This window comes from Vibrio sp. 10N.239.311.G01, assembly GCF_041465805.1.
GTDB classification, from domain to species: Bacteria; Pseudomonadota; Gammaproteobacteria; order Enterobacterales; family Vibrionaceae; genus Vibrio; species Vibrio crassostreae_C.
In genome coordinates, this window is the sequence record NZ_JBFSRM010000011.1 from 16,016 (window position 1) to 29,610 (window position 13,595).

Annotated in this window: 8 protein-coding genes; 4 read left to right on the forward strand and 4 right to left on the reverse strand. The window is 43.6% G+C overall.

Features of this window, described 5'->3' with window-relative positions; all coding sequences use genetic code 11:
* Window positions 1-53: 53 nt before the first annotated feature.
* The 3 genes from AB6D06_RS10740 to yghU form a co-directional block, all read right to left on the reverse strand.
* On the reverse strand, window positions 54-377 hold the full coding sequence (locus tag AB6D06_RS10740) for a DOPA 4,5-dioxygenase family protein (protein WP_017060873.1): 324 nt from the start codon (window positions 375-377) through the stop codon (window positions 54-56).
* Between the two features lie 204 nt (window positions 378-581).
* On the reverse strand, window positions 582-5,069 hold the full coding sequence (locus AB6D06_RS10745) for an SslE/AcfD family lipoprotein zinc metalloprotease (protein WP_372110196.1): 4,488 nt from the start codon (window positions 5,067-5,069) through the stop codon (window positions 582-584).
* 276 nt (window positions 5,070-5,345) lie between these two features.
* Window positions 5,346-6,203 carry a glutathione-dependent disulfide-bond oxidoreductase gene (gene yghU, locus AB6D06_RS10750; protein WP_102332906.1) on the reverse strand — a complete coding sequence of 286 codons (858 nt, stop codon included), beginning with the start codon at window positions 6,201-6,203 and terminating at the stop codon, window positions 5,346-5,348.
* Between the two features lie 284 nt (window positions 6,204-6,487).
* Between yghU and AB6D06_RS10755 the strand changes: the two genes are divergently transcribed.
* Complete coding sequence (locus tag AB6D06_RS10755; RefSeq protein WP_017060876.1) at window positions 6,488-6,832, forward strand: YajD family HNH nuclease; 345 nt, start codon at window positions 6,488-6,490, stop codon at window positions 6,830-6,832.
* Between the two features lie 180 nt (window positions 6,833-7,012).
* On the opposite strand, the gene AB6D06_RS10760 is transcribed toward AB6D06_RS10755, so the two are convergent.
* A complete protein-coding gene (locus tag AB6D06_RS10760; RefSeq protein WP_017064770.1) occupies window positions 7,013-7,393 on the reverse strand; it encodes a hypothetical protein in 381 nt (126 codons plus the stop codon).
* A 594-nt stretch (window positions 7,394-7,987) separates the two neighbouring features.
* Between AB6D06_RS10760 and AB6D06_RS10765 the strand changes: the two genes are divergently transcribed.
* The 3 genes from AB6D06_RS10765 to AB6D06_RS10775 all read left to right on the forward strand — a co-directional run bounded on the left by AB6D06_RS10765 (window position 7,988) and on the right by AB6D06_RS10775 (window position 13,518).
* Window positions 7,988-9,226, forward strand: a complete 1,239-nt coding sequence (locus tag AB6D06_RS10765; protein ID WP_017067032.1) for an OFA family MFS transporter — start codon at window positions 7,988-7,990, stop codon at window positions 9,224-9,226.
* Between the two features lie 57 nt (window positions 9,227-9,283).
* A complete protein-coding gene (locus AB6D06_RS10770) occupies window positions 9,284-10,948 on the forward strand; it encodes a VRR-NUC domain-containing protein (protein ID WP_372107251.1) in 1,665 nt (554 codons plus the stop codon).
* A gap of 215 nt (window positions 10,949-11,163) precedes the next feature.
* Window positions 11,164-13,518 carry a fatty acid cis/trans isomerase gene (locus tag AB6D06_RS10775; RefSeq protein ID WP_102428329.1) on the forward strand — a complete coding sequence of 785 codons (2,355 nt, stop codon included), beginning with the start codon at window positions 11,164-11,166 and terminating at the stop codon, window positions 13,516-13,518.
* Window positions 13,519-13,595: the final 77 nt, after the last annotated feature.

Here is a 13,595-nt window from a genome sequence, read left to right on the forward strand (position 1 = left end):
TGTTCATGTATTTTCCGGTCGGAATGAGTTAAGTGCAATATTGGTATATTTGATTAGCTAGTAAGCGTTTCTTCAAAGACACCCAATTCACGACCAAGCCAGATCGCTCGTACTGTGTGATCCAAAGTTTCTTCACCGCCAGTTACAGGGTGAATAAGCACCGACATATCACCGCGTTCTTGCTCAAGCCATTCAACAATGCCCGACTCTTTGTTCGCAAAGTGAATCTCAAACATTGGCATCTTATGTGGACCAACCAAACGCTGTATTAATGGGAAAACCTCTAATACATCTTTACGTTCCGCTAAAATTTTCTGACGCAGTGTTTCTGCTTGCTCTGCAAATCGCAGAGGGAAATAGATATGACCGTGGTACATGGCACCATCCTTTAGAATTATGATGCGAACAGTTTAACCTGCTTTCTCTAGCAAGGACAGTCAACCAATGGCAGCCGAAGTATTAAACATCATGTAGAAGACTGATCTAGCTGAAATTTCTAGAGCATTCCAACAAAAACGCCACACGTAGTTTCAGTGTGGCGTTTGTTTTTAAGCTATAAAATGCTTTAGCAATAATTAGCGTTAGTAAATTGAATCAACATTCAAAGGACTGTTGTTTGGTTTCTCTAGTTTTAATTGTTCAACCGCACTAAGACCTTTAGAGCTAATTCCGCCACTATAAGACTTCGTGCCATCAGCATTAGTCATGGACGTTTCGCCCACGTTCCAAACTTCAAAGAAGTCACTTAAGTCATAGTTTGAAACATAAGAAGCGCACACCATCATTAGGTCTCCACCAGAAAGCCCAGTCTCGCTAGCACTACAATAGTTCGTATTCGAGTCGCCTTCTCTATCACCTCGAGCTTTACGGTGCATAAGTTTGAACATGTTCCAGCCTTCATCTTCACCATACACATCAGATTGGCTTGCGCCGCGTGTATACCAATCATCAATTGCAAAGTTCGATTTTGCCCAGATTTTTAGCTGACCAAACATAACTAATCGTAAACCTGCATCACCATGTGACCACGCATGTTCATTATTAAGCTCTAGCCATTTAGGTGCTTTCTTAATATCCGATTTAATACGATCCATTTCAGGGTTTGCATTGCGCCCCTCTAACTCCTGCATATACAACGCAAGAAGGTTATTGGTCACTTCTGTACTACCAGCAGCAAGGAAAGGAGCTGATGCTAAGTTGTGACCAACTTCATGCCACAACAACCAATCGTTCACAGGGTTGGTTGGAATGTATGTCCGATTTGCGTTAAAGCTTGAATTCATCACTGGGTAGCCAGAGTGAGCAGCGCCAATCGAAATCTGCACGTCATTCACAAAACGATGGCGGAACGCATTCAGTTCTGGATAAGTGAACCTACGGTGTAAACCAGTGCTTTGTTTCTCATCACGCCCGTAGAAGTCACTTGCCGCTTCAGCGAATCGATTCATATCTGTTGCGAATTGGTTCAAATCAGCGGATTCTAGATTCCTGATTGGTGTAGTGTAAATAAATGAACCCGTATCGATTTCTGCAATTGGTGCGTCTGCCGATTGAATAGTGTTAATCCACTGTCCCTCTTTCCACCAAGCCGCTTTTAACGCGCCATCAATGCTAAACGAGACTTCACCAAGCTCTTTTACTTTCGGTTGAATGTAAATAAGGCCACCATATGGAACCTTGAAAGTTAAGCTCGAACCATTGTAGTCAAAGCTGGTTTGCATACGTGGAGGGCGTTTCAAACTCGTTTCGTTATTCGGCTTACCTGTAAGATCATCCGCGATCATCACAGTAATCGTAGCTGCCACGCCATCTTGAATAGTTACTTCTTGTAATTGAGGTGCCCACAGACCTGTCGATTGATTGTTTCCTGCCGAATACGTCACCGCTTTACCGTTGGTCTGAACCATTACCGTACTTGACGAAGATGCCCCCGAAGTTCGACCCGGATACATTGTGGTATCAACAACGATTTCATGATCCCAGAATGAGCGCCCCAACATAATACGAGTCAGAGGTTTCTCCATGTAATTTAATGGATAGCTAGGATTCAACTGCCCAGATAACTCACCTTCGCCATGAATCATTCCATTAGCGACTAACGACGCTTTTAGGTCAACAGGACACTGTGCATCCATTGTGTCTGTTTGATGTAAGTCTTCGGTATAACAGTTAAGGAACTGAACAGCCTGCTTGAACCCCAACTCATCTTGTATTTCTGTTTCAAAATGGTATGCGTTGTCATTCCACATCCAAACAGACAGGTTATCAAACGCTTGATTCAATTCGCTGTTAGACAGACGCTTACCTTGAGTACCTTTTGTTCTATAGTAAATTTCATGCTCATAAAGCGCCGTAAAGTTAGTGCCCAAGTTCGCCGCTTTAACCATGCTACCAACAACAGCTTCACTTACTTCATAGCGATCAAAGTCTGCGCGATAATAAGCACCGCGAACAGTAACACCGTCTCCAGAACGAGTCTCAATACAGTTAAATTCATATTCATAATCGTTTGTACAAAGATCAGTTCCAACAAATGCAGATTGCAGTTCTTTGATCGCCGCTTCACGCTCTTCTGCCGATTCAACAAAGATACGTGCGGATTTTTTCTCCATTACTGTTACACCAGACGCATCAAGCACTGGCTTCCCTTCAGCGTCTAACTTAGTAACCTCATAAGTCGGGATCTCAAACTTAATCTTGGACTCATCTTTGATCCACTCAACCGTACCATCTTGATTTACCGTGAATGGAGGTTCTCCTTGGTTATCTTGAAAACGCTCAAGAACCACCATTTCCTTTTCGCTCTTCACGTGAAGATTTGGATACGGCGCTTGGCAATAATAAGAGCTACCGCAGAAAGCTTGGTTTGTCGGCGTAACGTTTTCACCACCTAGTGAAACACCAGCGGCATCCGCCAAGCGTCCAATAGGTTCAGGGTTTGTCGTTTGAATCGCATCCATAAACAAGATATTGCCACCGTTATTAACATAGTTGATAAGAGCGGTAATATCGTCTTGGCTTAAGTTCGGGTTATCCAAGTCAGCAACAAACTGGTTAGTCATGCCATCTTGAACCAACTTAGGTGGGTATGCCTGAAGGATCAAAATCGGCGTATTACTCGCATCCAAATCATCAAAGTCACCTGAACCACGCTTTTCTACTGACGCAAAACCATACTGAGGACTAACAAAAAACGTGTACTGCTTACCCATTGTGGAGTGGTGATAAGCCGAATAGGCTTGGTCAATATTGGTCACTGCATTCATCCCAGCAATAGGCAAACCATTATTGAACCACTCAAACAAGTTCGAGAAAAACAACCTCATGCTGCCTTGGTCATCATGTAGTAGGTTTTCAAACGTCGAAACAGTGCACTGTTGTTTGTTGCTGTCGATATGTAATGTGCGATTAGCCCAATAATTCTCTGGGCATGACAGAATACTTGGATATAAGCCATTGCCCATGAACACGACCTTACCTTTGCCTACCTCGCCTGCAGTAACGAATGGGAAACCATAAGTCGCGTTGTCTTCAGAGACTAAAGGAATCGGAGGCATCGAGATGCTTGGGTGTTGTGCGATGTAAGGCTTACCTTCACGAGTCCAAGCCTGTTGCTCACCAAAGTAAAGCTCACGGTTTTTATCAGTTCTTGGCATCACCACAGGGAATGCTCTGTTCGATATGTTCAGAGCTCGCATACCACGGGTATACCCCGTCGCACCGTAAAAGCTACCATTGTCATTGAAGACATGGAATTTGGTGACGTTGTGGAAGATTTGCTGCAGAGACTCTGTTACATACTGACCAGAATTCATAGATAAAACGGCAGGTTGACGAACATAATCCATAAACTGAGGCGTTTGGCGCAGCTGCTCATCAATGACTGCCGTTAACCCTTGGCTAAACTGACCAACAAACTCATTAGGAAGTTCGAAGTCTGTACCCTCTATCAGCCCCCCATTTGGCAGAGTTAGGTTGATCAACTCATTTATAACGTTAGGGTAATTTGAAAAGGTATCTTGGACTTCTTCAGATATCTCATAATAACTTACATGATCAACCGCATAGCGCTCTAGTAATGACTGGATATTCGCTTTCTCAACCACATTATTGGTCACATCAGACAATTTATAAGCAACCTGATTACCCGTAATGGAGCCAAACTCAAACGTATCAATACCAAAAACGATTCTGTCGCCCCACAGGTACTCAAAGACTCCCTCTTCATCCGTCACGCCCGTCGCGTTAGCCGAAAAGAAACTGATCCCAGAAATCGGCGTACCATTAGCGTCTGTAAGCTTACTGCGAGTTAACACCTTACCTTCAACACTTGGCTTATAAGCATAGGTAGACTCCGCGTCTGCAGAAACAAAACCAGCGTTAAGGTTATTTTCCGCATTAGGGTCAACCGCAGGAACAACAGTTGTGTCTACGTGTGAACTAGGAGCCTTACCTACTTCATCTGTAGACTCCTCTTCTTTCGATGAAAAGTACGCATCGACAGCATCTTGATCATCAAGCTGCGAGAACACATCCTCAATATCAAAAGCATCCAGCTCTTTTAGACAGATAGCACTTTCAGTCTCACAAACATCAATTGATTCGAGTACCTTGGTAACGTTGTCTCCATGTAATTCTGTCAACTCAAATGCCGCATGAAGCGCATCAGTTGAAATCGTGCTTTCTGTGACTTCAGGGAGAGGAGCAGTGAAATCACCTAAAGTGAGATGACCCAGTGTACAACTAAAACTTACTCCTTGATTCACACTGAACGAGCCAGTTTCAAGGCGGATACCATCACAATACACATCGCCTGATACGATATTTCCACTCGACAGTAACGTACCTATATAAGTCGTTGGAGGAATAATATCCGTCGGTGGGATAATGTCAGTCGGCGGAAGAATATCCGTTGGTGGAACAATATCTGTCGGAGGAAGAATGTCCGTTGGTGGTACAATATCTGTTGGAGGAGCCGTATCAGGGCCACCACTATAGCTTAGTGAGTCGTGATTACACCCTAAAAGAGCCGTGGATATGATAGCCAACGCAATTAAGTTTTTTTTCATTGAGCGAAGTTAGTCGTAATTTAAAGTGGACCGTTATCTTATAGATTTACTCCACCTCGATGACTATCGTTTTTTGTCTTAACCACAAAGACCATTACTCATAAGCGATTGAATAAGAAAAACAAAATGATAATTGAGACTCTCATTCCAATTACAAAACCTCTCCCTACCTTAAAACGGAAAAACGCCATATCTCGATTGAGATATGGCGTTTCAATTAGCCATTAACATTAAGACCGATAGGGTATATCTGCCAAAAACACGTTCAAAAAAGAACTAAGGCTTAAGCTTTAAAACTCGGTCAATGTCTTCTGCAGAATGGCGCTCTGGTACTTGCTCCCACTCTTCGCCAAATGAACGATTAACCACTCGGCCGCGTTGGAAACCTTCACGCGCTTCTAGCTGCTTCGCCCAGCGCACAACGTTGGTGTAAGACTCAACTTGTAGAAATTCGGCTGCGTCGTAAATTTTGCCAAGTACTAAGTTACCGTACCAAGGCCAAATCGCGATATCTGCAATAGACAGCTCTTCACCCGCAACAAAAGTGCTGTTAGCAAGTTGCTTGTCTAACACATCTAGTTGACGCTTAGCTTCCATTGCGAAGCGGTTAATTGGGTACTCTTGCTTTTCATCCGCGTAAGCGTAGAAGTGACCAAAACCACCACCTAGGAATGGCGCAGAACCTTGTGCCCAGAACAACCAGTTAATGGTTTGTGTTCTTGCTGCCCCTTTTTTTGGTAAGAAGTGACCAAATTTTTCTGCTAGATGCATCAAGATAGATGCCGATTCGAATACATTCACGTCTTCGTCACCAGACTTGTCGACAAGTGCTGGTATTTTGGAGTTTGGATTCACGCCAACAAAGCCAGAAGAGAACTGATCAGCCTCACCAATGTTGATCAAGTACGCATCATATTCAGCTTCTTTAACACCCGCCGCTAACAACTCTTCCAGCAAGATAGTGACTTTTTGACCGTTAGGTGTGCCAAGAGAATACAATTGAAAAGCATGGTCACCAACAGGAAGCTCTTTATCAAAGCGAGCTCCAGATTCAGGACTATTGATGTTTGCCCACTTGTTACCACCAGCAGTATCGTTAACCCAAACTTTTGGCGGAGTGTATTGTTCTGACATGATATTTCCTTATTAATATAGGGTCTCACAAACTGATATTAGGTCACATGCCTGCGGTTAAAACCCCTGAATACGATTTATTTTCAAACTGTTAAGCATGGCTTATTCCAGAAAGACATAACCCGCTTAAGCGTTAGTGTGTAGAAGGTAAGTCTGTATTCAAACTTCAATCTAATATCGATAAGTCCACTGCATCATTTAGCAATGATTTTACGAACGACATACCGACAGCTTCAAGAAAGCTGTGATAAAATCGGGGTATTACAATTGATAAGGATTTGGCAATGTCTTCTGATTTCACAGGTTCGAGTGCAGCGTATGCTCGCCAAGAGAAAGGCTACCGCGAAAAAGCACTAAAACTGTACCCTTGGGTTTGTGGTAAATGTGCGCGCGAATTTGTTTACTCAAACCTCCGAGAGCTTACCGTTCACCACGTGGATCACGACCATACAAACAACCCTGAAGATGGCAGCAACTGGGAGCTACTGTGCCTGTACTGTCACGATCATGAGCATTCAAAATACACTGACCATGAGCGTTATGGTGTGGATGCAAAAGCGAGTTTAGATGATCATCAGTCAGCGACACACAACCCGTTCGCCGATCTCGCTAAGATGATGAAGAAATAACACACCTTCAGAGTAGTCTTTGGTAGATGGTAACTGCTAGATAATAGATACATAACAAGTAACCCCAGTATGTCACCATACTGGGGTTTCTTTTATCTGCCGTCATAACCAAATAATAGAGTTCAGGTAGGCAGGATCAAAAAAGCCTTCCGAAGAAGGCTTTTTAAGAATCAAATCGAATTATGCTGCCGCTTGCTTGCGAGACTCTTCTACCTTCTTAGCGCGTTGTTTTAGCGTCAATTTATCGCGGTATGCAAACCAAACGTAAGACACAACCACTAAGAAGAACAGGTATGACAATGAGAAAATGAACGGCGATTGAATGATATCGTTCGAGATACCCCAAGAAACACCGATAACAGTCACTGCAATTTTCGCAAAAAAGCCACACATCAATAGCACTAATGCCAACTGTGGGAAACGCGTACTGCGGAATGCAAGCCAGTAGCAACTACCAACTGCTAGAGCCGCAACATAGAAGCCGAATAGGAAAGAGTGAATATGGTCAGCTGCCGCTACACCACCAGAAATTGACATCAATAAAATTAAAAACAGTTTCATAATACTCGCCTCACCATAAGTTGGAAACGCATCCTTTCAAATTTGGAATCTCAGTTTGCATACTATTTTCCCACTTTTTACGGACAACACAACCCCTCCAATCGAACAAAATGTAAGCAAAAGTACTAACAAAAATCACCCTTAACAATTGCTTAACATTCTGTTTTTAATAAAACTCCGTTACTCCTTGTCTCATATGAACAAAGCGCTGTTACGATTTATTTTGTTACACAAATTTAACCTTGGAAATTAATTAAAATTATTTGTAACTCTGTGATATCCGCACGCAATACGCGTCTATTCAAAAACCATCACCTCAAAATCCCTGAAATAATAAGAAGACAGAGCGAAAAAGAACAAAATAGAGAGGTGTTAAAAACATTTCAAAAACCAATGAAAAACAACTTATTAACAAATTGAATTTAATTTACCAAAAATGGAAAAAGAGATTCCAATCACATTTTAATTGGTTATAATCCGCGCTCTTTTGCGCTATCTGTTGATAAACGCAAACTAATTTTGAAGAAACAATCACAATAACCCGTCTTTAGTTAAGTGGCTCTCCACTAACCGATGACAAAACTGAGAATAAAAATGAGCAAGATTGATAAAGCAACACGTATCCTGCTAGCAGGCTTCTGTATCAACCTTTGTCTTGGCATCCTGTATGCTTGGAGTGTATTTAACAAAGCGCTAGTAACTGAAGCTGGTTGGAGTGCTGCTGAAGCATCTTCACCTTACGCTATTGCAACTATCACATTCTCTGTTTGTCTTCTTGTTGCGGGCATCCTACAAGACCGTATGGGTCCACGTAAGATCCTTATCCTAGGTACAGCGCTTACAGGCCTAGGTATGATTGCTTCTGGTTTCGCTACAACGCCTATGATGCTGAACATCACGTTCGGTATTATAACAGGTGCAGGTATCGGCTTCGGTTACGCATGTCTGTCTCCATCAGCAATGAAGTGGTTCCACTCTTCTAAGAAAGGTATGGTTAACGGTCTTATCGCAGCAGGCTTCGGTCTTGCGGCTATTTACCTAGCACCAGTAACTTCTGCGCTAATCGACAGCATGGGTATCCAAACTAGCTTTATGATTCTTGGTGTTGGTGTACTTGCAATCGCAGTACCTCTAGCAGCAACAATCAACAACCCACCAGCGGATTACACGCCAGCTGAGCCTAAAGTAAAAGCAGGCCAAGCTCCTAAAGCGGTTAAGAAGACTGAAGACCTAACTTGGAAAGTAATGCTGAAGACTCCTCAGTTCTACTCTCTATGGATCATGTACGCATTCGCTGCATCTGTTGGTCTAATGATCATCGGTAACATCACTACAATTGCTAGCGTTCAAGCTAACCTGCCAAACGCAGTTTACCTAGCGTCTATCCTTGCAGTATTCAACTCAGGCGGCCGTGTTGCTGCGGGTATGCTTGCAGATAAAATCGGTGGCGTACGTACTCTACTTCTAGCGTTCATCCTTCAAGGCGCGAACATGGCTCTATTCGCTACGTTCAACTCTGAATTCACGCTAATCATTGGTACGGCTATCGCAGCGGTTGGTTACGGTACGCTTCTAGCAGTATTCCCAACACTAACTGCTGAGTTCTACGGCCTGAAAAACTACGGTACTAACTACGGCGTGCTTTACACGGCATGGGGTATCGGCGGCGCTATCGGTGCAGCAGTTGTTGGCTTCTCAATGTCAAACGGCGAAGGTTACGGCCTAGCTTACACAATCTCTGCAGTTATGATGGCAGTGTGTATTGTTCTAGCAATCATCACTAAACCAATCTCTGAAGCTAAAGTTGCTGAACTAAAAGCATCACAAGCTTAATCAACAGAAAAGATTGAATTTGTTACTGAAGAGCTTAACCTTAGGGTTAGGCTCTTTTTGTATCAAGCGACTTCTCCATTGACGACCGAAACCACTCTTCAGCTCTCCCCCACTTATTATCTCGACAACTTCAATCGACTGGTTGAACACGCTCAAACGCTCTACCCCGATCTTCTGAGTGATGATGAATGTCGTTGGTTGTCCGCATACAAACGTCTTTCTGTTTCAAGCCAATGCCTAATGGTTCGTTTGCTTTCTCGTAAAGGCCGTTGGTTTCGCAGCGATAAACTCAACTATGTTGAGATCCCAGATCTAAAGACCGTACTGCAAGAGCTAAACAGCTCAGGCTTCATTGGGTTGAGTCATCGCGAAGAACAGCATGACCTCGCCATTAGTGAGGTCGAGCTCGGGTTTCACTTGCTCACCAAACCAGAGCTGTTGAGTGTATTCCCCGCCCTTAAGAGCCATAGAAATGCCAAGAAAGACGAGCTGTTGTTACGGCTTGATCAGCAACCTTTTGATCAATTTCAAAACCTCTCTTTCGACTGTATTTACGTCATCGAATCTCAAGTGATTGATGTATTACTGTTGCTGTTCTTTGCCAACACCTATCAAGACTTAAGTCAGTTCGTGTTAAGCGACCTTGGGCTAAACACCTTTGAGAACTACCCATTAAGCAAGCAACACCGCTTCTTCACCTCTAGGGATCAGCTCAATCAATTAATCCAGATGCGCGATATTCAACGCTTGTATTCAGAAGGTGACCGCAAAGATGGCGAGTTTCTGGAACTGCTTTTAAATGCGATTCCTGAAGAATCAGAACACAGAAGTATTGCCAGAAAACGATCGCGTTTGATCAATGATATTGCTCGCGATCTTGAAAGGCTTAATCTAAACGACCAAGCTATCTTTTGGTTCAGACAATCTACACTTCCTCCGAGCAGAGAACGACTTGCACGCATCTATGATAAGCAAGGTACGCTAGACTTAATGTGTGACATTGTCACGCAAATGAAAGCTACTCCATCGGATGTGTCAGAGTTGGAAATCGCTATTAAGCTTGAAGACCGGCTGCTACGGAAACAGGGGCACAAAGTTTCACGAACCATAAAGCCGAGCTGCAAAGAGTTAAAACTGGAATTAGACCTCAGCCAAACTCGAGTCGAGCTTGCGGTAAAGCAGCATTTTGAGAACCAAGGTTGGGACGTCTACTTTTCAGAAAACAGTTTTCTGTGTGGCTTGTTTGGTTTGGCTTTCTGGGATGTCATTTTCGCAGACGTTGAAGGCGCCTTTATCAATCGTTACCAACATCGACCATTGGATCTGTACCATTCAGATTTCGTAGACAAGCGAGCCGAACAGATTGAAGCCGTGTTTCAGACGATATCCAAACATGGGCTGAACCATTTTCTTGATACTTACGATGAAAAGCAAGGTATCGCGAACCCCTTTGTTCATTGGAATTATTTTCCTAAAGCACTCATCGAACACGGCATGGCTTCAATTCCAAATGCCTTGGTTGTAGACCTCTTCAAAGTGATATTGAGTGACTTAAAGCTATTTAGAACTGGGATGCCGGATTTGATTGCGTTCAAGGGCGATGAGTTTCATTGGATTGAAGTCAAAGGCCCTGGCGATAAACTGCAAGACAACCAGTGGCGCTGGATCAAAGAGTTTGAGCGATTGTCTGTCCCCTTCTCTGTTTGTTACGTCAATCAATGAGTCTTAGCTCTTAACTCTTAACTCTTAACTGCTAGCTTTTAGCTCTTGGGACTTAAATCTAGCTAAGTCTAAACACCAATTTCTGAGCACTAGCGAGTGACGCGCATCGACAAGTCACTCGTCCCATCAAGATCTTGTCTACAAAATTGTTAGAACATGAGCATTTTCAATCATTTTCGATATAATTATAGAAAATGCCTAATATTTAAATACGTATGAATTTGAAAAAACTCTTCATTTTAGCTTTTGTTAGCGTCTTCTCAGGTTGTGCCGTCTACGCGGGTTTAAACTTCGACGAACTGTTTGGTGAACAACAAGTACGCGATCGCCAAGCACCTATTCTTTCAGCTCAAGCGCAGCACTTCATTGACGAAGTAAAGCCCATCATTGATAACCGATGCGTGGTTTGTCACGCTTGTTATGACGCCCCTTGCCAACTCAAAATGTCTTCAGTGGAAGGTATAGACCGAGGCGCGAGCAAGGCACTCGTTTATCAAGGCACCCGCTTAACGGCATCAGCCCCTACTCGCTTGTTTGAAGATGCTTTAACCACGCAAGAGTGGCGCGATGCGGATTTTCATCCTGTCCTCAATGAGCGCATGCAAAACTCAACGGCTAACCTCGATGCTGGTCTTGTTTCTCGTATGTTGATCCAGAAAGAGAATCACCCTCTGCCCGATCAAACCCAGCTTGAAGGTTTCGACTTTTCAATCGATCGCGACCAACAGTGCCCAACCATTGAAGAATACGCTCAATACGAGAGAGATTACCCAACTTGGGGAATGCCTTATGGGATGCCAAACTTAGACAAAACCGAATACGCGACTTTAATGAGTTGGTTGGAAAATGGCGCGTTAATGAACGACCACATTCCATTGACTGATGCAGAACAAGAGCTCGTTAATGTCTACGAAAGCTTTTTAAACAAGAGTGACAATAAGAGTCAACTTTCAGCACGTTACATCTACGAGCACCTGTTTTTATCTCATGTCTATTTTTCTGATTTAGCTCAGCCAACACGCTTCTTCACTGTTGTTCGCTCTGCAACACCACCAGGTGAAGCGGTACAGCGCATCACGACTCGTCGCCCTTATGACGATCCAAAAGTAGACCGTGTTTACTACCGTCTGATTCCAGAGCAAGGCACCATCGTCGACAAAACGCATATGCCTTTCGCACTTAATAAAGAGCGTCTACAAAAGTGGAATACCTGGTTTGTCGACGTCAATTACGCAGTAAAACAACTTCCTAGTTACGACATCGATGTTTCTGCTAACCCAATGACATCATTTGAAGCGCTGCCAGTAAACTCGCGCTTCAACTTCATGTTAGATAACGCGCAAAACACCATCATGGCCTATATCAAAGGGCCGGTGTGTCGTGGTCAACTTGCCTTGAACGTAATTAACGACCGTTTTTGGGTTTTCTTCATCGACCCAGAGAAAGCCGATGTTCCGGAAATTAACGCCTTCTATGCGAGCCAAAAGAAAAACTTAAAGCTGCCTAGCGAGCTGAAAAGTAACACCGTACCTGTGACCAACTGGGTAAGATACGCGAAGCAACAAGCGCGATACCTAAACGCGAAATCAGACTTCACCAACCAATGGTTCGAGAGTGGCGTAAACCTAGACACTAGCATCATTTGGGATGGCGACGGCATCAACCCAAATGCTGCTCTCACCGTCTTTAGGCACTTCGATAGCGCCTCTGTTGTACAAGGGTTAGTTGGCACTCAACCTAAGACTGCATGGATTCTTGATTATGCTCTTCTAGAGCGTATTCACTATCTTCTCGTTGCAGGCTTCGATGTTTACGGTAACTTTGGCCACCAACTGATTACACGCATGTTCATGGACTTCTTGCGCCTTGAAGGTGAGAGTAACTTCTTAACCCTTCTTCCTAAAGACGTTCGCCACATTGAACACTCTAGTTGGTACCAGAACCAAAGCACACAACTGAGTGACTACTTGCAGCGAAACATTGCACCTTTTGATCAGCCGACCAGCGTGGTTTACAAAACGGCCGATCCGAAGCGTGAACTGCTTAATATGATCAAAGATAAGCTCGCACCTGTTCTCGATAATCGCTTTAAGATTGTTGAAACAGGTTTTGGTAGAAAGAATGAAGCACTGCTTAATCAAGTGAATTTGATTAAGGGAGAAGGCCTGCGTCATGTGCCTCAATTAGTGATGATCATGATTGAAGGCAAAAACGGCGAAGAACAGCTGTTCACCATGATTCACAATAATGCGCACAGCAACATTTCAAGCTTGTTTAATGAAGAAGGTAACCGAGATTACGCCAATGATGACCTAACCCTCGTAAGAGGTGTTGTGGGAAGCTACCCTGCGGCTTACCTGTCATTAACCGAGAGCGAGATTCCTGCTCTGGTTAAAGCGCTGCAAAACTTAAACACAGAAGAGGAATACGTGGCGCTGCTAGACAAGTTTGCGGTACGACGCAGTTCTAGCGAGTTCTGGCCATTCAGTGATCGCGTGCATCGTTGGTATCAACAAGACCAACCGATCGAGTTTGGCTTGTTGGATTACAACCGCTTCGAGAACCGTTAGTTTTCACTCATAAAGCATAAAAGCAAAAATCCTCTGTCTTGGCAGAGGATTTTTTGTATATGGGAAAGTATCTTAAG

What these genes read in the sequence shown, in the direction of transcription:
- AB6D06_RS10760 (WP_017064770.1), bottom strand. Translation starts at nt 7,393, where the DNA reads ATGAAACTGTTTTTAATTTTATTGATGTCAATTTCTGGTGGTGTAGCG.
- AB6D06_RS10745 (WP_372110196.1), bottom strand. Translation starts at nt 5,069, where the DNA reads ATGAAAAAAAACTTAATTGCGTTGGCTATCATATCCACGGCTCTTTTA.
- AB6D06_RS10755 (WP_017060876.1), top strand. Translation starts at nt 6,488, where the DNA reads ATGTCTTCTGATTTCACAGGTTCGAGTGCAGCGTATGCTCGCCAAGAG.
- AB6D06_RS10775 (WP_102428329.1), top strand. Translation starts at nt 11,164, where the DNA reads ATGAATTTGAAAAAACTCTTCATTTTAGCTTTTGTTAGCGTCTTCTCA.
- yghU (WP_102332906.1), bottom strand. Translation starts at nt 6,203, where the DNA reads ATGTCAGAACAATACACTCCGCCAAAAGTTTGGGTTAACGATACTGCT.
- AB6D06_RS10765 (WP_017067032.1), top strand. Translation starts at nt 7,988, where the DNA reads ATGAGCAAGATTGATAAAGCAACACGTATCCTGCTAGCAGGCTTCTGT.
- AB6D06_RS10740 (WP_017060873.1), bottom strand. Translation starts at nt 377, where the DNA reads ATGTACCACGGTCATATCTATTTCCCTCTGCGATTTGCAGAGCAAGCA.